Consider the following 25045-nt stretch of genomic DNA (forward strand, 5'->3'; position numbering starts at 1 on the left):
CCACAGACACCGGAGCCGACGCACGGGGCGGCGGCTCACGCACGAGGAGGTGGTTGTCATGGCACTGACCTTCGATCCCTTCCGGGAGATGGACCGCATGGCCGCTCGGCTGCTCACCAGCAGCGGCACGCAGCGTGCCGCCAGCTGGATGCCGATGGACCTGTATCGCTCCGGCGACGCGTACGTCGTGAACGTCGACCTGCCGGGCGTCGACCCCGGGTCGATCGCCCTCGACGTCGACGCCAACACGCTCACCATCCAGGCCGAGCGCACGATCGGGGCGGCGGATGGGTCGCAGTGGCTCGCGCAGGAGCGCCCGGCTGGGCGCTACGTCCGGCAGCTCGGGCTCGGCACCGACGTCGACCTCGAGCACATCCAGGCGAGCTACGAGCACGGCGTACTGATGCTCACGATCCCGATCGCCGAGCGCGCCAAGCCCCGCAGGATCACCGTCGAGCAGCGCGACAGCCGCGCGCAGCTCGACGCCGGCTCGTCCGCCGACGACGCCCGGAGCGCGGGCTCGCCCACGCGGGCGGCCGGAGCGGCCGCCTAGCGACCAACGATGGCCCCGCCGCGAGCGCAGCCGATGCTGCCGACCGCGGCGGGGCCCTTCGCGGTCAGGCGGGGTGCGCCATCCGCGCCTCGCGCCTCGCGAGCGCCAGCCAGGTGCGCGGGCCGGCGAGCCAGCCGATCAGCCACGAGAGGGCGATCGACAGCACGACCCACGACGAGGCGATGATCCAGAAGCCGACGACGCCGGTCAGCAGCGTCAGGAGGCCGAGCATCCAGCTCGACAGCGTCGAGAGCACGGCCTGCAGGCCGGTGCCGAGCGCGGCGCCCCTGAACGTCACGGCCGCCGCGCCCACGACGCCGGCCGCGCGCATCCGCCTGGTGCTGAGCCAGCAGCCGGGCGCGCCCGCCGCGACCGCCACCAGCACCAGGGCGAGCACGAGCGGCACGAGCCAGCCCGGGTCGAGCTGTTCGATCCAGTCGACCACGCGCAGCCCCCACTCGACATCGTCGAAGAGGTCGATGATCGCCCAGCGCAGGAAGGCCGCGACGAGGGCAGCGACGAGCAGCCCCCAGAAGAGCCCTGCGCCCGCAGCCACGAAGCCCAGCCCGACCCCGCCCGCCGCGCGCACAGCGGCACGCTGCGGCGCGCTCAGCGGATCCGGGGGCGCGATCTGCCGCGCACGCCTCGGCGTCATCGCTGCGCCGCTTCGGCCCGCCCGGTCGCGAGCTCTGCCTCGTCGCGGGCACGTGCGGCGGCCTCCTCCTCGGCGGCGAGCGCGCGCAGGTCGACGCGCGGTCGCGACTGCGAGAGGAACAGCCAACCGAAGAGCATGCCGACGAGGCCGGTCAGCACGACCGCGATGCCGAGCTCCCAGAACAGCGCCGTCCACAGCGTGCCGACCGTGAACGATGCGCTCGAGCTCGCGAGCATGGCGAACACCGCACCGATGAGCGCGATGGGCCACAGCATGAGCCCGATGAGGCCGGTCGCCGCCGTGGTGCACAGCCAGGCGAGCCAGGTCGAGCGGTGAGGCTTCGTGAGCCCGGCCGACGCCGACCACATCGCCTGCACGAGCCAGCCGCCGGCGAGCAGGCCGCCCCCGATGAGCAGCCCGATGAGCGCGGTCGCCCAGATGCGGTCGGGCATGGTCCAGCGGGCGACGATCGCGGTGAAGGAGTCGGTCTCGAAGTCGCCGCCGTCGCCGCCGGTGTGCAGCAGCAGCGCGAAGCCCGCGATCAGGATGCCTGCGGTGAGCAGGTGCGTGGCGAGCGCCATGAGCGTCTGCCCCAGCCACGAGCTGAGCAGGGCCGCGCGGCGCTGGCGTGCCGACCACGTCACCCTCGGCGGGAGCATCATCACCATGTGCTGCGGCGGCGGGCCGTAGCCGTACGGGCTCGGCGCATAGGGGCCGGGCGCTGGGCGCACCTGCTGCGGCGGCGGGCCGTAGCCGTACGGGCCCGGCGGGTAGGGGCCGGGTGCCGGCTGCGCTTGCTGCACCTGCTGCGGCGGCAGCCGATATCCCTGCTGCGGCGCGGCGTGGACGACCTGCGCGCCGCCGAACGGCATCCCTGCCACCGGGTTCTGCACCTGCCAGCCGGTCGGCACGAAGCGCTGCGGCATCGCCTCGGCGACTGCCGGCACGAAGCCCGGCGGCATCAGCTGCCCGGGCATGCCGAGGCCCGGGTTCGCGATCGGCAGGCCGTGGGGCCCCACGACGCCGAGCCGCTCGCGCCTGGCCCTCGCGCGCTCCTCGGCGCGCGTCTCGACGGTCGTCGTCGGCACGAGCGCGTCCCGCCGCGCCGCGGCCCGGTCGGCCCTGCGCTTCGCTCGACCCGAGGCGGCAGCGCGTGCCGCAGCGTCAGCGGGCACCGGGCTGTCGGCACCGGGCGGGGGCGGTGCGCCGGTGCCGGGCTCCGGCGGCCCGGGGACGGGTCGAGGGTCGGGCACGATCGCGATCAGCCCTCCCCGCCCGCCGGCACTCCGGTCACCACCGTCGCGCGGAAGGCGGACGCCATCCACCGCCACACGAGCAGTCCCGCGATCACCGCGATCGCCACGACCGCGGCGAGCACCAGCAGCGCGAGCATCGGGCTCACCACGGCGCCAGCCGCCCCGCCGTCGCCGAGCTGCAGCACCAGCGCCGTGAGCGCCACCGCCTGCAGCAGGCCGGCGAGCCCGAGGCCCGTCGGCACGGCCGTGAGCGTGACGAGCACGGGGCGGAACACCCCGTGCGCCCGCAGCACGAGCCAAGACAGCAGCATGCCGACGAGGATCAGCCCGCCGCCGGCGACGAGCAGCCAGACCGACCCGGCGTCGAGCGCGATCGCCGCGTCGCCAGCGGCGGAGCCGCCGAGCGCGAGCGCCCGCTCATCGGCGATGAGCAAGCCCGTCAGCGCCTCGGCCACGGGCGCGATGACCCTGATGGAGAACCATGCCACGACCGGCAGCAAGAGCGCGATGAGGCCGAGCGACACGAGCGGCAGCCCGAGCGCACCGGCGATCGAGGCACCGCGCCTGGCGCGGCGCGTCAGCTTCGGACGCTGCACCTGCACGCGCTCGACGGTGACCTGCGGGTGCCGGATGCGCTCGGTGGCGTCGGGCACGTCCGCGGGCGAGATCGTGATCCGCGCAGGCAGCTCGCCGTCGCCCTGCGCGGCAGGCTCCACCTGCTCAGCGCGCGTCGGCGTCGCCGCCGCCGTGCGAGGCGCCCCGCTCGAGCGCCGCGGACGTGCCTCGCCGTCGTCGAGCGGCAGCGGGATGGGCGCCGACGCGTCGCGTGGCACGGGCTTCGGCCTCGGGGTCTCGTCCACGGCCACATTGTGGCACTGCTGGAGCGCGGGCGCCTGGTGCAGACGTCGGCGCACGCGGCCGCGGCCGGTCGCCGCGGCTCAGAGGTGGCGCTGCGGCCGCCAGAGCACGACCTGGCCCGGCTTCGCGGGCCGCGCGCCGGCGCGCAGCGTCGTGATGCCCGCGTGACCCGCCGCGAACACGCGGCGGCCCGCCTGCTGCATCACCGCATCCGCCAGCGCGCTCTCGAGCTGCCGCACGCGTGCGCGCAGCTCGCGGTTCTCGTCGCTCATCTCGAGGATCCGGCGGATGCCCTCGAGCGAGACGCCCTCGCCCGAGAGCAACTGCACCTGCTTGAGGCGTCCGACGTCGCGCATCGAGTAGCGGCGCGTGTTGCCCGCCGTGCGAGCGGGCTCGACGAGCCCCAACCGGTCGTACTGCCGCAGGGTCTGGGCGTGCAGGCCGGCCAGCTCGGCGGCCGCCGCGATCGAGAAGATCGGCGACGCCTCGTCGAGGCCCTCCGGCACGCCCAGCATCAGCTGGCCTTCGCCTTGGTGAGCAGATCCTCGCGAGGCGACTCGGTCGGGCCGGCCTGCACGAAGGCCTCGAGGTGCGAGACCTGCTCCTTCGTCAGGTGACCCGGCACCGCGACCTGGATGGTCGCGAGCAGGTCGCCCGTGCCCTTCTTGCCCGCGACGCCGCGGCCCTTGACGCGCAGCACGCGGCCCGACGGCGTACCGGGCGCGACCTTGAGCCGCACAGGGGCGCCACCGAGGGTCGGCACCTCGATCGTGGCCCCGAGCGTCGCCTCGGCGAACGTCACGGGCACGTCGACGCGCAGGTGCAGCCCGTCCATGGTGAAGACGGGGTGCGGGCGCACCTGCACCGTCAGGATGAGGTCGCCGGGCTCGCCGCCGGACGGCGAGGGGTCGCCCTTGCCCGCCAGCTTGATCTTCTGGCCGTCGTGCACGCCTGCCGGCACCTTGACGGTCATCGTCTTGCCGCCGACGGTGAGCTTGAGGGTGTCGCCCTGCACCGCCGAGGTGAAGTCGAGCGCGGCGCGCGCGGCGACGTCACGACCCTTGGCCGGCCGCCGGCCGCCGAAGCCGCCGCCGAAGCCTGGCGTCTGCCCGCCGAACATGCCGCCCAGCAGATCCTCGAAGTCCCCCTGCGAGTACTGCACGCGGGGGCCGCCGCCGAAGCCGCCGAAGACATCCTCGAAGCCGCCGGAGCCGCCGGGCGCGAAGCGCGGCCGGCCGCCGGCCATCGCGCGCACCGCGTCGTACTCCTGGCGCTGCTTCGGGTCGGAGAGCACCGAGTGGGCCTCGGAGATCTCCTTGAAGCGCGACTCGGCGGCGGCATCGCCCGGGTTCGAATCCGGGTGGTACTGCCGTGCGAGCTTGCGGTACTGCTTCTTCAGGTCGGCAGCCGAGACGTCCTTGGCGACGCCGAGCACGGCGTAGAAGTCCTTGTCGAACCAGTCATTGCTGGCCATGCGGCGTCACCTCCTCCTGCCCGCGACGGGGCGCACTGCTCCCCGCCTCACTCTGCCGGGACGAAGACCGCGACCTTGGCGGGCCGCAGCATGCGGTCGCCGACGCGGTAGCCCGACTGGATCACGTCGGCGACCACCATCTCGGTCACCTCCGGGTTCGGCAGCTGCGCGACGGCCTCGTGCTTGTCAATGTCGAAGACCTCACCGACCTCGCCCAGCCTGACGACGCCGAGCGCCTCGAACGAGCCGCGCAGCTTCGCCGCCACGATCGCGAGCGGGCCCTCGACCAGATCGCCGTGCTTGTCGGCCAGGTCGAGGTCGTCGAGCGCCGGCAGCAGCGATTTGATGACGGATGCGGTGGTCGCCTCGCGGTCACCGGCCCGCTCCCGCTCGGTGCGGGCGCGGAAGTTGACGTACTCGGCCCGCAGGCGCTGCAGCTCGTCGAGCTGCGCCGCCGACTTCGCCTCGAGCGCTGCGCGCTCGGCGTCGACCGCTGCGGCCTCGCCCTCGAGCAGCGCGCGGTCCTCTGCGCTCAGCTCATCGTCGGCGGGCGCGGCCTCGGACGCGTCGTCCTGCGCCGCTCCCGCCGCCGGGGCGGCCCCGGAGGCCTCTCCTGCGCCCGCCGAAGGGGCGGCCGAAGCCGGCTCGCGGGGCTCACCCGTGACGGGATCGATGCGGCGCTTGTCCGTGACGCGAGGCTCCTCGAGCCCCTCGTCGTGCTCGCGCGGCTCCTCGAACTCCTTGGGATCCGCCACGATTACTTCTTCTCGTCCTCGTCGTCCACGACCTCGGCGTCGACGACGTCGTCGTCAGCGCTCGCGTCGGCCTGCGGCTCTGCGCCGGCCTCGTCGGTGGGCTGCTCGGCCTGGGCCTGCTGGTAGATCGCCTCGCCGAGCTTCGACTGCGACTGCTGCAGCTTCTCGACCGAGGTCTTCACGGCCTCGTCGTCGTCGCCCGCGAGCGCGGCCTTGACCGCGTCGACGTCGCCCTGCACCTCGGTCTTCACGTCCTCCGGCAGCTGCTCGCCGTTGTCGGTGAGGATCTTCTCGACCGAGTAGACGAGCGTCTCACCGGTGTTGCGCATCTCTGCGGCCTCGCGGCGGGCGTGATCGGCGGCCGCGTTCTCCTCGGCCTCCTTCACCATCCGGTCGATGTCCTCCTTCGAGAGGCTCGAGCCGCCCGTGATGGTCATCGACTGCTCCTTGCCCGTGCCCTTGTCCTTGGCGGACACGTGCACGATGCCGTTCGCGTCGATGTCGAAGGTGACCTCGACCTGCGGGATGCCGCGCGGAGCCGGCGCGATGCCGGTGAGCTCGAAGGTGCCGAGCGGCTTGTTGTCGCGCGTGAAGTCGCGCTCGCCCTGGAAGACCTGGATGGCGACCGAGGGCTGGTTGTCCTCCGCGGTCGTGAAGGTCTCGGAGCGCTTGGTCGGGATCGCGGTGTTGCGCTCGATGAGCTTCGTCATCATGCCGCCCTTGGTCTCGATGCCGAGCGACAGCGGGGTGACGTCGATGAGCAGCACGTCCTTGCGCTCACCCTTCAGCACACCGGCCTGCAGCGCGGCGCCGACGGCGACGACCTCGTCGGGGTTGACCGACTTGTTCGGCTCCTTGCCGCCGGTGAGCTGCTTGACGAGCTCGGTGACGGCGGGCATGCGGGTCGAGCCGCCGACCAGCACGACGTGGGCGATCTCGCTCACGGTGATGCCGGCCTCGCGGATGACGTCCTCGAAGGGCTTGCGAGTGCGCTCGAGCAGATCCTTCGTCATGTTCTCGAACTGGGCGCGGGTCAGCGTCTCCTCGAGGTTGGCCGGCCCGTTCTCGGTGAGCGAGAAGTAGGGCAGCTGGATGCTCGTGCTCGACGAGGCCGAGAGCTCCTTCTTGGCCTGCTCGGCGGCCTCCTTCAGGCGACGCATGGCGATCTTGTCCTTCGAGACGTCGACGCCGGACTGCTCCTTGAAGCGCGTCTTGAGCCACTCGACGACCCGGTCATCCCAGTCATCGCCGCCGAGGCGGTTGTCGCCGGAGGTCGAGCGCACCTGGATCGTGGAGAAGTCGTCGTCCTTGCCCACCTCGAGCAGCGAGACGTCGAAGGTGCCGCCACCGAGGTCGAAGACGAGGATCAGCTCGTCCTCCTTGCCCTTGTCGAGGCCGTAGGCGAGCGCCGCGGCGGTGGGCTCGTTGATGATGCGCAGCACGTTGAGGCCTGAGATCTCGCCGGCCTCCTTCGTGGCCTGGCGCTCCGCGTCGTTGAAGTACGCGGGCACGGTGATGACCGCGTCCGTCACCGGCTCGCCGAGGTAGGTCTCGGCGTCGCGCTTGAGCTTGCCGAGGATGCGCGCCGAGATCTCCTGCGGCGTCAGCTGCTTGCCGTCGATCTCCTGCTTCCAGTCGGTGCCCATGTGGCGCTTGACCGAGGAGATGGTGCGGTCGACGTTCGTGACGGCCTGGCGCTTGGCCGGCTCGCCCACGAGCGTCTCGCCCTCCTTGACGAAGGCGACGACCGAGGGGGTCGTGCGGAAGCCCTCAGCGTTCGCGATGACGGTGGGCTCGCCGCCGTCGAGGAACGCGACGACGGAGTTGGTGGTGCCGAGGTCGATGCCGACTGCTCGTGCCATAGTCTCTTGCCTCCTGTTCGCAGCTGTGCTGCGCTCTGCCTGATTCCGGCGGAGGAGGCCACCGTCAGCCCCCGGGCCGCCCAGTGGGCGCCCGCCTGACGGTGGACTCGTCCCCCGGAACCTCGGCTGCGACCGGCGCCCGGGTGGGCGCACAACCTGAGTCGCGATGGCTCAACTTTCGCACCTTGAGTCGAGGGGTGTCAAGTTTCGCGGCTGTGCATCCGCCGTGAGTCCCCGCGGTGCCCACTAGCGTGAGCACCATGGCGAAGATCTCCGCGTTCCTCCAGCGCGAGTACATCCGTCACTCGGTCGCGACGGTGATCGCCGGGATCGTGGCAGCTGCGGCCTACATCGTGGCCTACCTCGTCCTGCGCGAGCCCTTCGAGGGTGGTCTCCTCAACCTGTACGCGTCGGCCTTCGCGCTCGTCTTCGGCGCCTACGGCCCGACCTTCCTCCTCCTGTCGCACCTCGCCTTCCGCTCCTTGCGCGGCAAGGCGCTGCGCGCACGGCTGCGGCGCTCAGAGGAGCGCAGCCGCCTCGTGCGCCACCTCTTCCTGGGCGGGCCGGCGTCGTGGTCGATCTCCATCGTCGCCGTCGGTGTCGCCTCCGTCGTGCTGCTCGCGGTCGAGAGCACGGGGGTCGACCTGTGGCTCATCGTGCGCTGCGTGCTGGGCGTCGGCGGCACCTGGGTGCTGCTCGTCGCGGTGTTCGCGATCGACCACATGCGCGGCTGGGCCGAGCACGGCGGGCTGCGCTTCCCTGGCGACGAGGAGCGCTCCTTCGGCGACTTCGTCTACGTCTCGACGCAGCTCTCCACCACCTTCTCGTCGTCGGACGTCGCGCTCACGAACGGCGCAGCCCGCCGCGTCGCGACGGTGCAGTCGATCGTCGGCTTCGCCTACAGCACCGTGATCATCGCGGTCTTCGCCTCGTTGCTCATCACGCGCACCGCGTAGTCCGACCGCGCGCCTCGCCGCGACGGCCATCTCTAGGCTGGCGCAATGAGATGGACCACGCGCTCGACCCGCATCGCCTACGAGAACCCCTGGATCCGGGTGCACGAGGACGAGGTCACGCGCCCGGACGGCGGCGAAGGGCTCTACGGAGTGGTGGAGCTGCGCGACGCCGTCTTCGTCGTGGCGCTCGACGAGGACGACGCGGTCGTGCTCGTCACCATCGATCGGTACACGATCGGCCGCGACTCGCTCGAGGTGCCGGCTGGCGGCAGCGACGATCAGGAGCCGCTCGTCGCCGCCCAGCGGGAGCTGCTCGAGGAGACCGGGCTGGAAGCCTCGGAGTGGATGCCGCTCGGCAGCCTCGACGCGCTCAACGGGATCGCGCGCGCCCGCGAGCACGTCTTCCTCGCCCGCGGCCTCTCCCAGGCGGCGGATGCAGCGGAGAGCCAGGGCGAGGAGGGCATCTCGGCCGTCACCCGGGTGCCATTCGGCGAGGCCCTCGCGATGTGCGGCGACGGTCGCATCCGCGACGGCGAGACCATCGCCGCGCTCGCGCTCGCCGCGATCCGCCTCGGCCGGCTCGCCTGACGCGCTCGGGCACGCCCTGGCGCGCCCTCGCCGGCGTCACCTGCTGTTCGCCTTTCGGTCCTACGCTCAACCCATGAGCGTCCCTCACGAGCCGCACGCGGCATCCGCCACCGCTTCACCGCCGACGGCGGATCGATCGCCCGACGACATCGTGCAGCCGGCCCAGATCGGCGTCGAGCCGATGACCCGCCGCGAGCTCGGCAGGCGTGCCCGCGCGTGGGCGATGTGGGATTGGGGCTCCGCGTCGTTCAACGCGGTGGTGACGACCTTCGTCTTCAGCACCTACCTCGCATCCGACCTCTTCGTCGACCCCGCGATCGTCGACGCGGCGGGCGAGGCGGGTTCCCCGGAGCTCACCCGAGCGCTCGCCGACAACGCTGCCGTCGTCGCCTGGGCCATCGCGATCGCCGGTGTCCTGGTCGCGCTCATCGCGCCCATCGTCGGCCAGCGGTCGGATGGCGGCGGTCGCCGCAAGCTGTGGGTGCTGGTGAACACGGGGTTCACGATCCTCGCGATGGCCGGCATGTTCTTCGTCACCCCGGTGCCCGAGTACGTCTGGCTGGGCGCCCTGCTGCTTGCCGCGGGCAACCTCTTCTTCGAGTTCGCCAGCGTCAACTACAACGCGATGCTCCACCAGGTCTCGACCAAGGAGTCGCTCGGGCGCACCTCGGGCTTCGGCTGGGGCATGGGCTACGTGGGCGGCATCGTGCTGCTGGCCCTGCTGCTCGTGCTGTTCATCCTGCCCCTGGGCGGAGACGGCCACGGCGTGCTGGGCGTGCCCTTCGGCCGCGACGGCGCCGGGCTCGACACGCGCCTCGCGGTGCTCGCGAGCGCCGCCTGGTTCCTCGCGTTCGCGCTGCCGCTCATGCTCCGCGTCCCCGAGCTGCCGCCGACCGGCATCGTGCCCAAGCGCGTCAGCGTCGTCGAGTCGTACCGCATCCTCTTCCGCACGATCTCTCGCATCGGTCGCCGCGCCCCCAAGACGCTGCTCTTCCTGGTCGCCTCCGCGATCTTCCGCGACGGCCTCTCCGGCGTGTTCACCTTCGGCGCCATCATCGCCGCGCAGGTGTTCGGCTTCGAGTTCCTGGAGGTCATGCTCTTCGCCATCGCCGCGAACGTCACGGCCGGCATCGGCACCTTCGTCGGCGGCTGGGCCGACGACCGGTTCGGTCCGAAGATCGTCATCATCGCCTCGCTGCTCGTGCTCGTGGCCTCCGGCACGGCGGTGATGTTCGTCGATGGCAAGGACATGTTCTGGGTGTGCGGCCTGGCGCTCGCGACCTTCGTCGGCCCGGTGCAGTCGGCATCGCGCTCGTTCATGGCGCGCATCACACCCGAGGGGCGCGAGGGCGAGATGTTCGGCCTCTACGCCACCACCGGCCGCTCCGTGTCCTTCCTCACTGCGACGCTGTTCGGCGCGTTCGTCGGGCTCACGGGCGACACCCGCTTCGGGATCCTCGGCATCGTCGTCGTGCTGCTGGCCGGGCTGCTGCTGGTGCTGCCCATCACGCCGAAGCCGACGACCATCGACGACCGCGACTGACGCATCCGGCCACCCCGCTGGCGAGCGCTGCGCGCAGGACAGCCCGGACGGGCAGTTGTCCCCATCGCGAGCACCCCGCCCGAGTCGCTAGCGTCACTATGTCCCTCCAACCGACGAGAAAGCACCACTGCGCCCCATGAACGTCAAGGTCGACTACTCCAAGCTCTCGACGCTCAGTCGTCGACTGCGCGACATCATCGATGAGTTCGACGAGGCATCGGCGCGCCGCGAGGACCTCGAGGCGGCGGTCGATCGGCCCGACGGCCACGCCACGCTGCAGGATCGCGTGCGCGAGTTCGAGTCGCAGTGGGACGACCGCCGCAACCAGCTGAAGGACGGCCTCGAGAACGTGCTCGAGCGCACCGACAAGACGCTGGAGGCATGGCAGACCGGCGACGAGGAGCTGGCCGCGAGCGTCGAGAGCGAGGAGTCCTGATGGAGATCACACCGGTCGGCAAGCACGAGATCCGGGTCATCGAGGGCAACGCCGAGGAGGTCACGAAGCGCGGTCGCGCGATCGTCACGCTCGGCTTCCAGATGACCCAGGCCGCCGAGACGATGAACGCGCTGCTCGAGGACGGGGCGGAGCAGGAGGGTCAGTGGATCGACAAGCTCAAGGAGGCCTCGAGGGAGGTCAACGATGAGCTCGAGCGCGCAGGCTCCCTGTACTCGGACGTCGGCCCGTACGTGCGCGACTACGGCCTCGCTCTCGGCGAGGTGAAGACGGCGATGACGCCCATCGTGAGCGAGTGCCAGCGGCTCTGGGACATCTACGTCGAGAAGCGCGACGCCGCCGACGACGCGGAGTCGATGCCCGTGGCCTACCCGACGGGCGAGCGCGCGGATGATCCGGACGCCAGGCAGCAGGCGGAGCAGGACCAGCAGTCGGCCGCGACCACCGCGCGGACCGCCGCCGACAACGCCTACGCCGACTGGAGCGCCGAGGCCGCGAAGTTCGACACCGAGCACGACACGTGGTGGGAGGAGTTCGACGCCGCCTGCAACGGCATCGAGACCGCGACGACCAACGGCATCGAGGACTCCTGGAAGGACAACCTCGACGGGCTCGTCGCGTTCGTCCAGACCGTCCTCTCGATCGCCGGCCTCGTGCTGGCGGTGCTCGCGCTCGTCGTCGGCGGCCCCATCGTGGGCCTCCTGGCGCTCATCGTCGGCGTCATCGCGCTCGGCCTCACGATCTACCAGTTCTGCCGCGGCGACGCGAACGGGTGGGACCTCGCGTTCGCGATCGTCGGCGTGCTGCCGATCGGCGCCATCGGCGACTTCGCCTCCGGGGGCCTGAAGACGGGGTTCAAGAGTTGGATCGGGCTCTCGAACGGCATGAGCTTCACCGACGATGCCGCCCGCTGGGGCCTCTCGCTCACCGGCTCGGGCTTCAGCCCCGCGACCTGGGCGTCGAACATGCGCGGCCTCGCCCCGGAGGCGGGCTACCTCGTGGGCGAGGGCACCGAGATGTTCGCCGAGTTCATCTCGACGCACGGCGGCGACACCTGGCAGGCGCTCGGCGACCTCGGCCACACGCCGTGGGCGCTGGCGTACACCGCCGACGCCGTCGGCAACTACTTCGGCGTCGTGCCGGGGATGGTGCGCGACACCATCCAGGCCGGCACGGGCATGCCCGACCTGTTCGAGCAGATCCGCTGGCCGACGTATTGAGCGCCCCCGCCGGGACGCCTGGGCCGGCCGGCGCCGGTAGCGTTGTGGCCGAGGTGATCACGTGACCGATCTGCGAACGCTGCTGCGAGGCGGCGACGCCGTCCCCGCGTTCCGCATGCTGCTCCCGCAGGGCTGGGTGGCGCATCGACCCGACGAGCGCGGCGAGCGGCAGCTGCTCGACGCGGCGGCGAAGAAGCTCGCGGCAGCCGGCCGCCCAGAGCTGCTCGCGCAGCTGCGCGCGCACGCATCCGTCGCCTACCGCCAGCTGCGCGAGCAGCGGGCGTTCCTCGTGATCATGCCGGGCGAGGGCACCCCGCAGGCGCTCTTCCTGCCGGCGACGATCACCGGCATCGAGCGCGTGGACACGCCGGATGCGCCGGTGCGCGAGGTGGTGATCGACGCGATCCGCTCCAAGGGCGCGAAGCCGCTCGACCGCGCGGGGATGATCGTGCGGTGGGTCGAGCGCCGCGACGTCGCGCTCGACGGCGAGCAGACCGCCACCACGTCGATCAGCTACATGATCCCCATCCCCGGCGCCGAGCGGCGCCGGGCCGTGCAGCTCACGGCCGTCATCACGCATCCGACCGATCTGCCCGCCGACGACGAGGTGCTCGAGCGCTGGATCGCGCTCATCGACACGCACGTCGCGACCTTCTCCTGGGAGCCCTGATGCGCGGCATCACCGTCGACTTCGACCCGAGCCTGACCATCGAGGTGCCGCGCGACGGATCGCTCGGCGAGCGCCACCCGGGATGGGCGGCGTCAGAGCTGGAGCGCATCGCGGCGCACGACGAGCAGCTGCTCGACGACCCGGCGGCGATCACCGACTGGCTCGAGGGCGTGCGCGCGAGCGTGGCACCGACCGCGACCTACACGCTCGCCGTGCGCTCCCCGGACGCGAGCGCGCTCGCGGTGCTGCGCTTCGACGTGCTCGACGAGCCGCTCGACGAGGCCTCGCAGCGTCGCATCGTCGAGCCACCGGCGTCGTTGCCGCCGCGGCACGACGTGGTGGAGCTGCCGCAGCTCGGCACGAGCCTGCGCATGCAGATGCTCGGTGAGCGCCAGGGGCAGCCGTACTCCCTCGTGCAGTGGATGGCGGTGCGCCCCGGCGGCTCGGTCGTCGCCACGCTGGGACCGCTGCCCCCGAACGGCATCGAGGCCTTCCGCCCCTACGCCGAGGCCGTCGTCGCCAGTGCACGCCCCTCCGGCCTCGACCACGAGGGCACGCCGTGGGCGGAGCAGCCGTCGCTGCTCGTCGAGGTCGTGCCTCCGGTCGAGCGGTGGCAGGCATGACCGCCGCGGGCTACGCCGCGCACCGCTCGAGCTTCGCGCCCGACGACTGGTGGCGGATGGAGGCAGCGGCCTTCCGCGGTGACGACGCGGTGCGCGACGCGCTCGCGCTCACCGCCCCTCGGCACCTCGCCCTCACCCTGCGGGGCGAGCGCAGCGGCGCCAGCGCGCTGCAGCGGGCCCTCGCGGTGCCCCTGCTGCTGTGGTCGCTCGGCGCGCTCACCCTCACCGTCGTGTGGGGCCTGCCCGTGCTGGCGTGGAGCATCGCCTTCCGCGACGACGGTCTGGCCGCCGGCAGCTTCGGCCTCATCGCGCTCGTCTCCGCGCTCTGCGGCCTCGCGCTGCTGGTTCAGGAGCTGCGTCGGCCCGCGCTCGACCGCGGGCTCGTGCCCGTCGCGATGATCCGCCTGGTGCCGGCGGCGCTCGGCGTGCTCGGAGCGCTCGTCTGGCTCGGCGCCGGCGCCCCCGTGGACGACTCGCTCGAGCGCGTCGTGCCGGTCACCGCCGCGTGGGTGGTGCCGATGGTGGCCGACCTCGTGATCAGCGCGGTGCTGCTCGTCCTGGCGCTGCGCGGCCCGCGTGTGCCCGGCGGCGCGCGGCAGGCGCGCAACGACGAGCGGCTCGCCGCCGCGGTCGCCGCACTGCCGGCTGAGCGGCGCGAGGCCATCGCGCGCGACCTGGGCGCAGCGATCGACACCCTGCTGCGTGCCGGCGCCATCGAGCCGGCGGTCGCCGAGCGCGCTCGCGCCGCGCAGCTGGGCGGGCTCGCCCGCTCGATGTCGCCCGCGCTCTAGGCAACCGCCTCAGGCGGGCCAGGCGAGGGCGAGCTTGGCCAGCAGCCGAGCGAGCTCTGCGCGCTCGGCGCTCGTGAGCGACGTCGCCGCTGCGGCCACCTCCGCTGCCCGAGCCTCTGCGTGCGCCTCGAAGCGCGCGCGGCCGGCCCTGGTCGCCTCGATGACGGTGCGCCGACCGTCTGCGGGGTCGGGGATGCGACGCACGAGACCCGCGTCGCCCAGCGCCTGTACGAGACGGGATGCGCGCGGCTGATCCACGCCGATCGCGTGACCGAGGTCGGTGATGGACCGCGGCTGCTCGGCGTGCACGATCGCGTGCAGCATGCGTCGCGCGCCCATCGCGCCGCGGTGCCCGCGGGGGCCGCCGTGCTCGTGCTCGCCGTGAGCGGCGCCTGCCTCCACGTGCGGGCGCGGCGTCGGAGCCATGGCGCGGTGGCCGCGCCCCGGCGCCCTGCGCATGCCGATGCGGTCGAGCGCAGCGGCGATCTCGACGATCGACGGATCTGGGGCTTGACGATCAGCGCTCATGCATGTCATCCTACATGTACATGCTCCTTGACATGGATATGTCCAATGACATGTATCGCCCGGCGCACCGCGCCGGCATCGGCGGCGGAGCGCCGCCACAGCTGAGAGAGGACCATCGCCATGCGACACCCCCACCACCTCCACGAGAACACCCATCACCACGAGATCGACGGCCGCCAGGGCCGCGAGCACGAGCACCGCCGGGGCCGCGGGCACGAGCACCGCGAGGACCGCGGGCACGAGCACCGCGAGGCGCACGCCGGCCCCGGGCACTGCCACCGCAGTGGCCGCCCCGACGGCGTGCACCCCCGCGGCGCTGCACACCGACACCCAACCCTCGAGCGCAGCATCATGCGGTCAGCCCGACGCATCCGTCGTGCGGGCCTGACGCCCGAGCAGCTGCACGATCGCATCGCGACGACCGTCAGCCACGCGGACTACGTCACGACCATGCGCACGCTGCGGCGCATCGGCATGGAGCTGCGCGCCGAGCGCTGATCCCGGCGGCCGCTGGCAGCAGCCACCATCGAGCGCGCCCCTGCACCAGCGGGGGCGCGCTCTCGTGCGTCCACGTTCGGCCGCGCACCGCCCGCATCGGGCAGGCTGGGCGCATGGAAGCGCGCCGATCGAGCCTCGAGCTGCTGCTCGACGAGCGCGCAGAGGCGCAGGTGCGCGCGCTTTGGAGGGCGCTCGCCGATGCCGGCCTCTCGAGCCTCGCCCGCCATGAGGCCCCGAGCAACCGGCCGCACGTGACGCTCCTCGCGCTCGCCGGCCTCTCCGCCGACGCAGCGCCGCAGGACGTGCCGCTCCCGGTCCCGCTCGTGCTCGGGCCGCCGCTGCTGATGGGTGAGGGTGACCGCCGCGTGCTCGCGCTCGCCATCGTGCCGAGCGCCGAGCTGCTGGCGCTGCAGCGGCAGGTGCGGCAGGCAGCAGGCGGCGACGACGCGCAGCAGGACCCGCACTTCGCCGCTGGGCGCTGGCTGCCGCACGTCACGCTCGCACGCCGCCTGCGCCTGGCCGACGCAGCCCAGGCGCTCGCGCTGATGGGCCCGTCGATCGAGGCGCACGCGGTCGCGCTGCGGCACTGGGACCCGGAGACGGCGACGATCACGACGATCGCGAGCGCCCCGGCCTCCTAGCGCTGAGCCACTAGACGAGCGGGTCGTCGGGGCGCGTGCGCTCGGCCTCGATCGACGGATGCCCGAGGATGCGGCCGATCAGGTGGGCGCTGCCGCCGACGAGCGTGATGTCGAGGTCGAGGTCGGTCGCGATGAACCAGGCGGGGGCGCCGTGCGGCTCGACTGGCCAGAGCGCGTTCGGCGTGCGGCCGGAGTGCGGCCACTCCGCACGCCACCCGAGGCCCGCGCGCTCGACCCAGGCCGGGTCGGCGAAGGTCGACAGGCGGCCCCGCAGCAGCACGTGGCCGCGCCCCTGCCCCTCAGCCGGCAGGCCGAGCTCGTGCTGCTCGCGCAGCGCTCGGGCCACCTCGGGGTCGACCGCGGCGGCGAACGCCGCGTCGTGCGCCGCTTGCGCCGCGCGCGTCGCACGCTTGGCCTCGCGCCGCGAGGGCTTGTCGCCCTCTGGCCACGCGAGGGCGATCACGCTCCCAGCGCTGTCGAGCCCGTGCCCTCCCCAGAACGCCGTCAGCACCTCCGCGTCGCCGTGCTCGTCGAGCAGCAGCTCGGTGAGCGTGCCCAGCAGCGGCAGCGGGATGTCGCCGTCGGTTGGCTCTTGGATGCGGCTGCCGTCCGGCAAGGTGTGCCCCTCGATCAACAGACTGCCGTCGGGCAGGTCACGAGCAACCTGGCCGAAGCGGTTGAGCCACGCCGTCCAGGGTTGCCGCTCCCCCACCCGATCACCGATCAGCTCGGCCGCCTCCGCCCACGTGATCTCGCGTGACGACTGCTCGGGGTTGCCCCACGCATCCGTCGTGCCCGTCGGCGTCATGAGCGTCGCGGGGTGCAGGATGCGCGCGTAGGCGTCGAAGATCGGCGGCACGTTGGTCGCGACCGAGCCGAGGTCGCTGAGCGACGCCTGCACCCAGCGGGCGACCTCGATGTCGTGCTCGACGCGCAGCGGGCCGGCCATCAGCGATCAGCCCCGGCTCACGGCTCGGCCTGCTCGACCTCGCTCGGCACCGCGGGCACCTCGGCGGTCGCAGCGGCACCGGGCGTCGACTCGATGCGCGTGCGGTGGAAGCTCTGGAACGAGCGCGACGCGGTCGGCCCGCGCTGGCCCTGGTAGCGGTTGAGGTTGCCGCCCTGCCCATAGGGCACCTCGGCTGGCGACGAGAGCTGGAAGTAGCAGACCTGCCCGATCTTCATGCCCGGCCACAGCTTGATCGGCAGGGTCGAGACGTTCGAGAGCTCGAGGGTCACGTGCCCCGAGAAGCCGGGGTCGATGAAGCCGGCCGTCGAGTGCGTGAGCAGGCCGAGCCGCCCGAGCGACGACTTGCCCTCGAGTCGCGCGGCGACGTCGTCGGGCAGCGAGATGCGCTCGTAGGTCGCGCCGAGCACGAACTCGCCCGGGTGCAGGATGAATGCCTCGTCGGCGCCCACCTCGATCAGTCTGGTGAGCTCGGGCTGATCCTCCGCGGGATCGATGTAGGGGTACTTGTGGTTGTCGAAGAGCCGGAAGCCCCGGTCGAGCCGCACGTCGACGCTCGACGGCTGCAGCATCGAGCGGTCGAGCGGGTCGAGGCCGAGGGAGCCGGAGTCGAGCCGGGCACGGATGTCGCGATCGCTGAGCAGCACGAGTGCGAGCGTATCGCCCGATGCCTAGGCGGAGCAGGCGGATGCGGTGGGGTGGTTCACAGGCGAAGAGGGGACGATGAGAGCACGGGTCGTCGTGCGGAGACGGCTCGCGGCACGGCATGGAGCCTCACGGGGAGGTGGCGCATGGATGGCAAGCGGGAGCGCCGGCTCGAGGATTGGGTCGAGCTCGCAGCAGCTGCAGTCGAGCGCGCCCGGAGATCCCACGGCAAGGACGAGGTCGCCCGTCGCGTCGACGCGTCGCTGACCGACGAGGACTACGAGACGGTGGTGCGCGTGCTGCGCACGATGGGCCGCGACCTGCAGGTGAGCGGCCCGAACCTCACGACGCTCGACGCCCGCCTGCGGGGCAGCGCGCACGTCGATCAGCACCCACACGTGCCCCAGACCCCGGAGGACGCGGCCGAGTCGGAGCAGGGCGGCGAGATGGCCGACGACGCTCGGAACCCCGAGTCGACGCTCGCAGACCTGCCGCCTGCCGAGCGCGCCGGGCTCTCGCCGGCAGAGCTCGCCCGCAAGCTCGCGCGCCTGCGGAATCCCGTGCTGCCGCATCCGCGGCGCGGCCGGGGGAGCTAGCCGGCCAGACGGCGGGGGCTGCGCTCAGCGCGCCCACACCCCGCGGGCGACGCAATACGCGCCGTAGACGATCAGGCCGACCGCGATCGCCAGCAGCGCGATCACCCCGCCCGGCACCGTCGTCAGCGACTGCAGCGCGCCGTCGAGCCCGCCAGCCTCCTCCGGATCGACGCGCACCGCGGCGATCACGAACAGCACGCCGGCGATGCCGATCGCCACGCCCTTCGCGACGAAGCCCGGAGCGCCGAGCGCCTCGACGAGGCGGCAGAACCGCGCGGACGGCGCGACATCCTCGAAGAACCTCCTGCGCACGCCGCGCAGCACGAAGGCGACGCCCACCCCGACGACCACGACGCCCACGAGCCCGACCAGCCACTGGCCGAGGGGATTCGTGAGCAGCGCCGACGACACCGACTCGGTCGTCTCCTCGCCGTCGACGTCGCCTCCCGCCGCGAAGATCAGCGCGGTGCCGCCGACCACGCCGTGGCCGATGCCGCGCCCGGCGGCTCGCAGCGCATCGCGCCGGCTCGTGCGCGACTGCGCGACCGCGACGACGAAGGCGTGCAGCGAGAGCGCGACGAGCGCGATGCCGACGCACCACAGCGCGATGCCGCCGAGGAGCGTGCTGTCGATCGCGCGCATCGCGCCCGACTGGTCGGCCGAGCCACCCGCGCCGAAGGCGACGCCGATGGCGATGCCGCCGATGAGCATGTGCACGAGGCCGTTGGCTGACTGCCCGACGCTCTCGACCCAGGAGGTCGCGCTGTGCTCCTCGGCCTCCACCGCCGCATCCTGCGCCTTGTGCGCTGCGCGACCCGCCGCATCCGCAGCGCCGGTCGCATCGTCGGCCGTCGCCTCAGGCCTCTCGCTCGTCGCCATGCCTGCGCTCGCCCCGGGTCTCAGCGCATGCGGGGCCACGCCGCGCGCGCGAAGCAGTAGACCCCGTAGAGCATGAGGCCGAGCGCGATCGCGATGAGTGCGAAGACACCGCCGGGCACGGTCGTCAGGGACTGCAGCGCGCCGTCGAGCCCGCCCGCCTGCTCGGGGTCGTGCAGGATGGCCGCGATCACGAAGAGCACGCCGACGATGACGACCGCAGCGCCCTTCGCGACGTAGCCGCCGGTGCCGAGCGCATTCACCGCCTTGCTCCAGCGCTGGGGCGGCGCGACATCCTCGCGGAACTTGTGCTGCAGGCCCTTCACGACGAAGTAGGCGCCGACCGCGGCGATGCCGAGGCCGATCGCGCCGACGAGGATGCGGCCGAAGGGCTGCGCCATCAGGTCGCCTGAGAACGATTGCGCGCTCTGCTCCCCGTCCGAGCTGCCGCCGAGCGCAGCGGTGATCGCCGTCGCGCTGACGACCGCGTAGGCGATCGCGCGCCCCGCGGACTTCAGCCCGTCCTGCTTGTCGTGCCGCGAGTCGGAGACCGCGCTGACGATCGAGTAGATCGCGAGCGCAGCGAGCGCGATCCCGACCGCCCACAGCGCGAAGGCGCCGAACGGGCTCTGCTGCAAGGCCTGCATGGCGCCCGACTGATCCGCGGATCCGCCGTCGCCGAACGCGACGCCCAGCGCGATGCCACCGATGATGAGGTGCACGACGCCGTTCGCCACCTGGCCTGCGCTCAGCGCCCAGCGCGCAGCCGGGTGCCGCTCGGCGTCGGCCGCGGCGCTCTGCGCCTTGCCCGCGGCGCCGCGCGCCGACGCGGTCGCGCGACCGGCGGCATCCGACGCCTTGTCTGCCGCGCCCGAGGCGCGATCGCGGGCAGGGTGCTCTGAGCTCGTCATGCCGGTCACCGTACGCGGCATCGCCAGAAGGATGCTGAGCAGGATGGCCGCGGCGGGGGTTGGAGGCGGTGAGGGTTGGACGCGGCGGGGGTCGGACGCGGTGAGGGCTGGACGCGGTGGCGGGTGGGCGCTGAGACGGATCGGCTACCGTGGCGACGACGCGAAGGAGCAGAGATGGCGATCGAGACCACCGACGACACCGCGACCCACTGGCACGGCACCGAGGGCGACCCGGTCGTCGTGCTCGCGCACGACTGGAACGGGCGGCTGCCCTGGATCGACGAGCTGGCCGAGCGGCTCGCGGGCGAGGGCTTCCGCGTGGCGGTGCCCGACCTCTTCGACGGCCGCACCACGACCGACGATGCCGACGCGACGGCGCTGCTCACCGAGCGCTACGCCGACACCGAGGGTGCCAACCGCATCCTGAGCGAGGCGATCGGCGAGGCCAGGGCGCTCGGCAGCGAGCGTGCGGCGATCGTCGGCTTCTCGATGGGGTCGACGCTCGCGCTCGGCTATGCCGCCGAGGGCGCGCTCGAGGCGGTCGTCGCCTACTACGGCGCGGCGATGCCGGGGATCGAGGCCGGGCCGCGGACGCCGGTGCTCTTCCAGCTCGCCGAGAGCGACGACTGGAGCGGGCGCGAGGCGCCGGAGGACTACCGCGCGCGGCTCGAGGGCGAGGGCTTCGACGAGGTCGAGATCCGGCACTACGCGGGAGCGGTGCACGGGTTCCAGAACGCGCAGATCCCGCAGCGGTTCTCGGCGGATGCGTCGGCTGCGGCCTGGGAGACGACGGTCGCGTTCCTGCGGGGGCGGGGCGCGATCAGGGCCGCTCAGCGTTCCCGGCTCGGCAGGTTGACGGCTCGTCCACAGTCCCTGAGTCGTGTCAGTGGCCGGTGCGACACTTCGCCCATGACGAGGGATGCGGTGCGGCAGCAAGGGCCGGAGGGCGCGGTCGGTGCGGCGTGCTTGGGTGCCGCGCCTGATGCCTCGCCGCCGGCGCCGACGCTGCCGCCGCACCGGGTGCCGGTGCCGTTCGCTCCGGACTTCTTCGACGGTCCGACGTGGCTGCGCGGCGGGCCGCACCCGCTCGACGAACCAGTGGCCAAGGCGCCCGCGGCGCGCGATGACGATGCCAGCCGATCGGACGTCGCGGGGATCGAGTCGGTTGCCGCTGAGGTCGAGTCGGTGGCTCCTGCGCCGGTGACGGGTCGTGACGTGGCGGAGTCGGCGATGCGTGCGGTGGTCGAGATCGATGCGGCGATCGCGAGCCTGGAGGCGATGCGGGTGCGGTTCCTCGCCGGCATCGGGCACGTCGCGGTCGAGGATGAGCTCGAGGAGCGCCTCGACCCGGGCGTCGGCGTGCGCGATGTCGCGTGCGAGCTGGCGCTGATGGAGCGCCGCAGCGACCGCACCCTCGAGGCCGACATCAGCCACGCCATGGAACAGGTCGCCGCATGGCCGGCGACGGTGCACGCGTGGGGCGAGGCGCGCATCCACCGCGGCCACGTCGGCGTGATCACCGAGATCGGCGGAGCCATCCAAGACCCCGACGGCCGGGCGGCGTTCGAGGAGGCGCTGCTACCGCACGCCGAGCAGACCACGCCCGGCCGGCTGCGCGCCATCGCGCGCCGCGAGCTCGAGCGGCACCTGGAGCAGCCGCTCGCAGCCCGTCACCGGACGGCCCGCGACCGTCGGGGTGTGTTCCAGAAGGAGCTCGACGACGGCATGTCGCGGCTCGAGCTGATCGCCCCGACCGTGCTCGTGGCCGCGACTCACGATCGGCTCACGCAGATGGCCAAGGCCACCCTCCGCGCCGCCGACGCCAGCGGAGAGGGCAAGGACCCGCGCACCTTCGACCAGCTCCGCGCAGATCTGATGTGCGATCTGCTGCTCACCGGCGACCCCGCCGGCGCCACAATCGACGCCATCCGAGCAGACGTCACGATCGTCATGCCCGCCGACGTCCTCGTCGGTGTCGACGACGGCGACACCGACCGAGACCGCACCGCCGGCGACACCGACGGCACTGCCGACGACGCTGTGAGTGACGCCGCTGTGAGTGACGCCGCTGTGAGTGGCGCGGCGCAGCGCCCCAGTGTTGGTGGCGAAGTGTCCAGCCGGGCGCGTTCCGCCGACGTCGGCCGCGATCAGCGGACCCGCAGACGGACGGCCGCGGTCGCGCGCCTCTCCACCGGCGCCCCCGTCGACCCCGAGACCGCTAGGCGGCTCGCCGAGCGCGCGACCGCCTGGACGCGCCTGTTCACCGACCCCCTCACCGGCCACGTCACCGCCGTCGACACCTACGTGCCCTCCAAGCGGCTCAAGCAGCTCCTCCGAGCCAGAGACCAGCACTGCAGATGGCCCGGCTGCGGCCAACGCGCACACCGCAGCGACCTCGACCACACCATCCCCTGGACCGACGGCGGCACCACCGACACCGGCAACCTCGCCCACCTCTGCAGACGACACCACACCCTCAAAGGCGCACAGCTCTCCGGCGCCAGACGCTGGAAGGTCCACCAGCGCTCACCAGGCGTCCTCGCCTTCACCTCACCCATGGGGGAGACGTATGTGGACGAGCCGCCAGAGGTGAGGCCGGTGTTCCGCGAGCGCGAGACCGAACCTGAGGTGTGGGGCGCCGAGGTCAGCGAGTCCGCTGGGCCGCTCCCCTTCTGACACCTTGCCGGTCGACGGCAGCGCCGGCCGGATCTCACGACGCGAGCGCCCGCGGGGTGCGCTTCGCATCCTGAGCTCCTCGAAGTGCGACCGGCGGCGGGAGGGCGCGCACTCCGGATGCCGGGCTCGTCGCGGCGCGACCGCGCGCGCTCAGGCTGTGAACGTCGAGCGCAGGAGGCGCGCGACCGCAGGGCGGCCATCCGCGAGCGCCGCGCGCTGCCGGACGGCGCCGTTGCCCTCGGCACGCGTGCGCTCGATGACGGCGCGCACTCGCTCCTCGTCACCGGCAGCGGCCAGCGCGGGCGCGACGAGCTCGAGCATCCGATCGATCACGCTCCAGGCGGGGGCCAGCTCGGCCGTCGTGGGGTCGACGAGCTCGCCCTCCAACCCATGCCTCGCCGCGTGCCAGACGGCGCCGTCGACCAGCTCGGCGTGGGCGCTCGCCTCGTGGTGCGGCAGCTGGCCGGCCGCAGCCACCTCCACGAGCGCGCGGCTCAGCAGTGCCGCAGCGACCGTCTCGTCGGCCGAGAGCTGCGCGTCGAAGGCTCGCAGCTCCACGGTCGGGTAGCGCTCGGCCAGCCGCATCATCCAGTAGATCGAGGCGGTGTCGAGCGTCGTGCCGATCCCGACGAGCGCACGCACGCGCCGCTCGTAGTCGGCGGCGTCGGCGAAGATCGGCGGCACCGAAGCGGTCGTGAAGCGCCGCCCGACGATGGTGCGCCAGCTCGCGAACCCCGTGTCCGCACCCTCGAAGCACGGCGAGTTCGCGGTGAGCGCGATGAGCGGCGCGAGCCAAGGCCGCAGCGCCCGCATCACCCGCACGCCCTCCTCGCGGCTGCCGATCCCGACGTGCACGTGCAGGCCCTGGATGCGGTGGTCCGGGCGGATCGCACCGAGCTCGTCGACGAACCGGGCATAGCGATCGCCACCGGCGACGCTCGAGACTCCGCGCCCGAAGGGCGTGCCGATGCTCGCGGGGACCAGCCCGCGGCGATCGGCCGCCCCTCCGAGCGCCCGCCGGAACTCCCGCACCACCCGCTCTGCGGCATCGCCCTCGCACAGCACCGGCGACGCGAACTCCAGCTGCGCCTTCAAGAACTCGCTCTCGACCCAGCCGACGGTCGCCTCGACGTCGGCGATCTCGGCGATGACATCCTCGGCGACGTCGACCGGCGCGAGCGTGTCCGGCTCGAGCAGGATCATCTCCTCCTCGACGCCGAAGGTGCGCGGTGAGCGCCTGACCGGGTGCGTGACCGTCATGCTCGGGATTCTCCCCGACGCCGCGCAGACCCTCCAGAGCGACGCGACGCATCCGCCGTTCCTGTGAGTTGCGGGGGTGGCGCCTCTCAGGCGTGTGGGGGACAGTGAACGCATGCGGGCGATCTGGAAGGGCTCGATCACGTTCGGGCTGGTCAACGTGCCGGTGAAGCTGTACGCAGCCACCGAGGAGCACGATCTCGAGCTGCACCAGGTGCACGACGCCGACGGCGGGCGCATCCGCTACCAGCGGCGCTGCGAGGTGTGCGGCAAGAAGGTCGAGTACTCCCACATCGACAAGGCCTACGACGACGGCGAGCAGACGGTCGTCCTCACCGACGACGACATGGATGCGCTGCCCGCCGAGAAGAGCCGCGAGATCGAGGTGATGGAGTTCGTGCCCAACGAGCAGATCGACCCGATCCTCTTCGAGCGCAGCTACTACCTCGAACCCGACTCGAAGAGCCCGAAGGCCTACGTGCTGCTGCGCCGCGTGCTCGAGGAGACCGAGCGCACCGCCGTCGTGAAGCTGTCGCTGCGGCAGCGCACCCGCCTCGCCTCGATGCGCGTGCGCGACGGGGTGCTCACCGTGCAGACGATGCGCTGGGCCGACGAGGTGCGCGCGGCCGAGTTCGAGTCGCTCGACGCCGACGTGCGGATCGGCAAGCGCGAGATGGAGCTCGCCCGCTCGATCGTGAGCGACCTCGAGGCCGACTTCGAGCCCGAGCAGTACATCGACGAGTACCAGGAGCAGCTGCGCACGCTCGTCGAGGCCAAGCTCGACCAGGGCGAGGCGCTCGACACGGCGGCGACCTTCGGCGAGAGCGACGAGGGCGAGGGCGCCGAGGTCATCGACCTGCTCGAGGCGCTGCAGCGCTCGGTCGAGAAGAAGCAGGGCGCGGATGCGTCGAGCCCGACGCGCAGGCGAGCACCGGCGCGGAAGGCGGCCGACGATGAGGAGCCCGCGGCGAAGGAGCCCGCCGCGAAGCGAACCCCGTCGAAGCGCGCGGCAGCCGACGAGCCGGCGGCCAAGAAGCTCGCCGCAAAGAAGGCACCCGCCAAGAAGGCACCTGCCAAGAAGGCACCGGCGAAGAAGGCACCGGCGAAGAAGGCACCGGCGAAGAAGGCACCGAGCGCCAGCTCCACGAGCTCGACCACCAAGAAGCCGGCGGCGAAGCGGAAGTCGGCCTGA

General features: G+C 72.7%; 27 protein-coding genes. 14 read left to right on the forward strand and 13 right to left on the reverse strand.

Features of this window, described 5'->3' with window-relative positions; genetic code table 11:
• Positions 1–58: 58 nt before the first annotated feature.
• Positions 59–553, forward strand: a complete 495-nt coding sequence (locus tag BQ6202_RS11560) for an Hsp20/alpha crystallin family protein (RefSeq protein WP_072314581.1) — start codon at positions 59–61, stop codon at positions 551–553.
• A gap of 64 nt (positions 554–617) precedes the next feature.
• On the opposite strand, the gene BQ6202_RS11565 is transcribed toward BQ6202_RS11560, so the two are convergent.
• The 7 genes from BQ6202_RS11565 to dnaK form a co-directional block, all read right to left on the reverse strand.
• Positions 618–1142, reverse strand: coding sequence for a hypothetical protein (locus tag BQ6202_RS11565; protein ID WP_143143723.1), 525 nt, complete (start codon positions 1140–1142; stop codon positions 618–620).
• A 62-nt stretch (positions 1143–1204) separates the two neighbouring features.
• On the reverse strand, positions 1205–2461 hold the full coding sequence (locus BQ6202_RS11570) for a hypothetical protein (RefSeq protein WP_072314583.1): 1257 nt from the start codon (positions 2459–2461) through the stop codon (positions 1205–1207).
• Between the two features lie 8 nt (positions 2462–2469).
• Positions 2470–3324: a hypothetical protein gene (locus BQ6202_RS11575; RefSeq protein ID WP_072314584.1), complete on the reverse strand. Its 855-nt coding sequence runs from the start codon at positions 3322–3324 to the stop codon at positions 2470–2472.
• Between the two features lie 78 nt (positions 3325–3402).
• Complete coding sequence (locus BQ6202_RS11580; RefSeq protein WP_072314585.1) at positions 3403–3837, reverse strand: heat shock protein transcriptional repressor HspR; 435 nt, start codon at positions 3835–3837, stop codon at positions 3403–3405.
• Entirely contained in the window at positions 3837–4796 is a 960-nt protein-coding gene (locus tag BQ6202_RS11585; protein ID WP_072314586.1) for a DnaJ C-terminal domain-containing protein, read from the reverse strand. The genes BQ6202_RS11580 and BQ6202_RS11585 overlap by 1 nt, the downstream gene beginning before the upstream one ends.
• Positions 4797–4843: 47 nt before the next feature.
• Positions 4844–5551 carry a nucleotide exchange factor GrpE gene (locus BQ6202_RS11590; RefSeq protein ID WP_072314587.1) on the reverse strand — a complete coding sequence of 236 codons (708 nt, stop codon included), beginning with the start codon at positions 5549–5551 and terminating at the stop codon, positions 4844–4846.
• A gap of 2 nt (positions 5552–5553) precedes the next feature.
• Positions 5554–7413 carry a molecular chaperone DnaK gene (gene dnaK / locus BQ6202_RS11595; protein ID WP_072314588.1) on the reverse strand — a complete coding sequence of 620 codons (1860 nt, stop codon included), beginning with the start codon at positions 7411–7413 and terminating at the stop codon, positions 5554–5556.
• 260 nt (positions 7414–7673) lie between these two features.
• Between dnaK and BQ6202_RS11600 the strand changes: the two genes are divergently transcribed.
• The 8 genes from BQ6202_RS11600 to BQ6202_RS11635 all read left to right on the forward strand — a co-directional run bounded on the left by BQ6202_RS11600 (position 7674) and on the right by BQ6202_RS11635 (position 14258).
• Positions 7674–8369: a DUF1345 domain-containing protein gene (locus BQ6202_RS11600; RefSeq protein WP_072314589.1), complete on the forward strand. Its 696-nt coding sequence runs from the start codon at positions 7674–7676 to the stop codon at positions 8367–8369.
• A 45-nt stretch (positions 8370–8414) separates the two neighbouring features.
• Positions 8415–8957: an NUDIX domain-containing protein gene (locus BQ6202_RS11605; protein WP_072314590.1), complete on the forward strand. Its 543-nt coding sequence runs from the start codon at positions 8415–8417 to the stop codon at positions 8955–8957.
• A 73-nt stretch (positions 8958–9030) separates the two neighbouring features.
• On the forward strand, positions 9031–10500 hold the full coding sequence (locus tag BQ6202_RS11610) for an MFS transporter (protein WP_083587239.1): 1470 nt from the start codon (positions 9031–9033) through the stop codon (positions 10498–10500).
• A gap of 136 nt (positions 10501–10636) precedes the next feature.
• Positions 10637–10936: a hypothetical protein gene (locus tag BQ6202_RS11615; protein ID WP_072314591.1), complete on the forward strand. Its 300-nt coding sequence runs from the start codon at positions 10637–10639 to the stop codon at positions 10934–10936.
• Positions 10936–12174, forward strand: a complete 1239-nt coding sequence (locus BQ6202_RS11620; protein WP_072314592.1) for a hypothetical protein — start codon at positions 10936–10938, stop codon at positions 12172–12174. Before BQ6202_RS11615 ends, BQ6202_RS11620 begins: the two co-directional genes overlap by 1 nt.
• A 61-nt stretch (positions 12175–12235) precedes the next feature.
• Positions 12236–12844: a hypothetical protein gene (locus tag BQ6202_RS11625; RefSeq protein WP_072314593.1), complete on the forward strand. Its 609-nt coding sequence runs from the start codon at positions 12236–12238 to the stop codon at positions 12842–12844.
• Positions 12844–13467 carry a hypothetical protein gene (locus BQ6202_RS11630; protein WP_072314594.1) on the forward strand — a complete coding sequence of 208 codons (624 nt, stop codon included), beginning with the start codon at positions 12844–12846 and terminating at the stop codon, positions 13465–13467. Before BQ6202_RS11625 ends, BQ6202_RS11630 begins: the two co-directional genes overlap by 1 nt.
• Positions 13455–14258 (forward strand): hypothetical protein, encoded by an 804-nt coding sequence (locus tag BQ6202_RS11635; protein WP_072314595.1) that lies wholly within the window; start codon positions 13455–13457, stop codon positions 14256–14258. Before BQ6202_RS11630 ends, BQ6202_RS11635 begins: the two co-directional genes overlap by 13 nt.
• A 9-nt stretch (positions 14259–14267) precedes the next feature.
• On the opposite strand, the gene BQ6202_RS15155 is transcribed toward BQ6202_RS11635, so the two are convergent.
• A complete protein-coding gene (locus tag BQ6202_RS15155) occupies positions 14268–14786 on the reverse strand; it encodes a MarR family winged helix-turn-helix transcriptional regulator (protein WP_234946203.1) in 519 nt (172 codons plus the stop codon).
• 120 nt (positions 14787–14906) lie between these two features.
• Between BQ6202_RS15155 and BQ6202_RS11645 the strand changes: the two genes are divergently transcribed.
• Positions 14907–15284, forward strand: a complete 378-nt coding sequence (locus tag BQ6202_RS11645; protein WP_072314596.1) for a hypothetical protein — start codon at positions 14907–14909, stop codon at positions 15282–15284.
• 113 nt (positions 15285–15397) lie between these two features.
• Entirely contained in the window at positions 15398–15925 is a 528-nt protein-coding gene (locus BQ6202_RS11650) for a 2'-5' RNA ligase family protein (RefSeq protein ID WP_072314597.1), read from the forward strand.
• 10 nt (positions 15926–15935) lie between these two features.
• Here BQ6202_RS11650 and BQ6202_RS11655 read toward each other — a convergent pair whose 3' ends face one another.
• On the reverse strand, positions 15936–16874 hold the full coding sequence (locus tag BQ6202_RS11655) for a hypothetical protein (RefSeq protein WP_072314598.1): 939 nt from the start codon (positions 16872–16874) through the stop codon (positions 15936–15938).
• A 17-nt stretch (positions 16875–16891) separates the two neighbouring features.
• Positions 16892–17539, reverse strand: a complete 648-nt coding sequence (gene dcd / locus BQ6202_RS11660; RefSeq protein WP_072314599.1) for a dCTP deaminase — start codon at positions 17537–17539, stop codon at positions 16892–16894.
• A gap of 144 nt (positions 17540–17683) precedes the next feature.
• Between dcd and BQ6202_RS11665 the strand changes: the two genes are divergently transcribed.
• Positions 17684–18133, forward strand: a complete 450-nt coding sequence (locus BQ6202_RS11665; RefSeq protein ID WP_072314600.1) for a hypothetical protein — start codon at positions 17684–17686, stop codon at positions 18131–18133.
• A gap of 24 nt (positions 18134–18157) precedes the next feature.
• Here the strand turns inward: BQ6202_RS11665 and BQ6202_RS11670 are convergent, their stop codons facing one another.
• Together BQ6202_RS11670 and BQ6202_RS11675 are read right to left on the reverse strand one after the other, a co-directional pair.
• Positions 18158–19012 (reverse strand): DUF1206 domain-containing protein, encoded by an 855-nt coding sequence (locus tag BQ6202_RS11670; RefSeq protein WP_083587240.1) that lies wholly within the window; start codon positions 19010–19012, stop codon positions 18158–18160.
• Between the two features lie 20 nt (positions 19013–19032).
• Complete coding sequence (locus BQ6202_RS11675) at positions 19033–19920, reverse strand: DUF1206 domain-containing protein (protein WP_159433644.1); 888 nt, start codon at positions 19918–19920, stop codon at positions 19033–19035.
• A 174-nt stretch (positions 19921–20094) separates the two neighbouring features.
• Here BQ6202_RS11675 and BQ6202_RS11680 point away from each other — a divergent pair, with 174 nt between their 5' ends.
• Positions 20095–22596, forward strand: coding sequence for a dienelactone hydrolase family protein (locus BQ6202_RS11680; RefSeq protein WP_072314601.1), 2502 nt, complete (start codon positions 20095–20097; stop codon positions 22594–22596).
• 150 nt (positions 22597–22746) lie between these two features.
• Here BQ6202_RS11680 and BQ6202_RS11685 read toward each other — a convergent pair whose 3' ends face one another.
• On the reverse strand, positions 22747–23856 hold the full coding sequence (locus tag BQ6202_RS11685) for a carboxylate-amine ligase (RefSeq protein WP_072314602.1): 1110 nt from the start codon (positions 23854–23856) through the stop codon (positions 22747–22749).
• Positions 23857–23968: 112 nt separating this feature from the next.
• Between BQ6202_RS11685 and ku the strand changes: the two genes are divergently transcribed.
• A complete protein-coding gene (gene ku, locus BQ6202_RS11690; protein WP_072314603.1) occupies positions 23969–25045 on the forward strand; it encodes a non-homologous end joining protein Ku in 1077 nt (358 codons plus the stop codon).

The organism is Agrococcus sp. Marseille-P2731 (assembly GCF_900117395.1).
Lineage (GTDB): Bacteria > Actinomycetota > Actinomycetes > Actinomycetales > Microbacteriaceae > Agrococcus.

Excerpts from the sequence above, each read along its gene's own strand:
- BQ6202_RS11580 (WP_072314585.1), bottom strand. The coding sequence starts at position 3,837 with ATGCTGGGCGTGCCGGAGGGCCTCGACGAGGCGTCGCCGATCTTCTCG.
- BQ6202_RS11620 (WP_072314592.1), top strand. The coding sequence starts at position 10,936 with ATGGAGATCACACCGGTCGGCAAGCACGAGATCCGGGTCATCGAGGGC.
- BQ6202_RS11585 (WP_072314586.1), bottom strand. The coding sequence starts at position 4,796 with ATGGCCAGCAATGACTGGTTCGACAAGGACTTCTACGCCGTGCTCGGC.
- BQ6202_RS11685 (WP_072314602.1), bottom strand. The coding sequence starts at position 23,856 with ATGACGGTCACGCACCCGGTCAGGCGCTCACCGCGCACCTTCGGCGTC.
- BQ6202_RS11675 (WP_159433644.1), bottom strand. The coding sequence starts at position 19,920 with ATGACGAGCTCAGAGCACCCTGCCCGCGATCGCGCCTCGGGCGCGGCA.
- BQ6202_RS11615 (WP_072314591.1), top strand. The coding sequence starts at position 10,637 with ATGAACGTCAAGGTCGACTACTCCAAGCTCTCGACGCTCAGTCGTCGA.
- BQ6202_RS11605 (WP_072314590.1), top strand. The coding sequence starts at position 8,415 with ATGAGATGGACCACGCGCTCGACCCGCATCGCCTACGAGAACCCCTGG.
- ku (WP_072314603.1), top strand. The coding sequence starts at position 23,969 with ATGCGGGCGATCTGGAAGGGCTCGATCACGTTCGGGCTGGTCAACGTG.
- BQ6202_RS11670 (WP_083587240.1), bottom strand. The coding sequence starts at position 19,012 with ATGGCGACGAGCGAGAGGCCTGAGGCGACGGCCGACGATGCGACCGGC.
- BQ6202_RS11600 (WP_072314589.1), top strand. The coding sequence starts at position 7,674 with ATGGCGAAGATCTCCGCGTTCCTCCAGCGCGAGTACATCCGTCACTCG.
- BQ6202_RS11665 (WP_072314600.1), top strand. The coding sequence starts at position 17,684 with ATGGATGGCAAGCGGGAGCGCCGGCTCGAGGATTGGGTCGAGCTCGCA.
- BQ6202_RS11645 (WP_072314596.1), top strand. The coding sequence starts at position 14,907 with ATGCGACACCCCCACCACCTCCACGAGAACACCCATCACCACGAGATC.
- BQ6202_RS11680 (WP_072314601.1), top strand. The coding sequence starts at position 20,095 with ATGGCGATCGAGACCACCGACGACACCGCGACCCACTGGCACGGCACC.
- dnaK (WP_072314588.1), bottom strand. The coding sequence starts at position 7,413 with ATGGCACGAGCAGTCGGCATCGACCTCGGCACCACCAACTCCGTCGTC.
- BQ6202_RS11560 (WP_072314581.1), top strand. The coding sequence starts at position 59 with ATGGCACTGACCTTCGATCCCTTCCGGGAGATGGACCGCATGGCCGCT.
- BQ6202_RS11630 (WP_072314594.1), top strand. The coding sequence starts at position 12,844 with ATGCGCGGCATCACCGTCGACTTCGACCCGAGCCTGACCATCGAGGTG.
- BQ6202_RS15155 (WP_234946203.1), bottom strand. The coding sequence starts at position 14,786 with ATGAGCGCTGATCGTCAAGCCCCAGATCCGTCGATCGTCGAGATCGCC.
- BQ6202_RS11650 (WP_072314597.1), top strand. The coding sequence starts at position 15,398 with ATGGAAGCGCGCCGATCGAGCCTCGAGCTGCTGCTCGACGAGCGCGCA.
- BQ6202_RS11610 (WP_083587239.1), top strand. The coding sequence starts at position 9,031 with ATGAGCGTCCCTCACGAGCCGCACGCGGCATCCGCCACCGCTTCACCG.
- BQ6202_RS11655 (WP_072314598.1), bottom strand. The coding sequence starts at position 16,874 with ATGGCCGGCCCGCTGCGCGTCGAGCACGACATCGAGGTCGCCCGCTGG.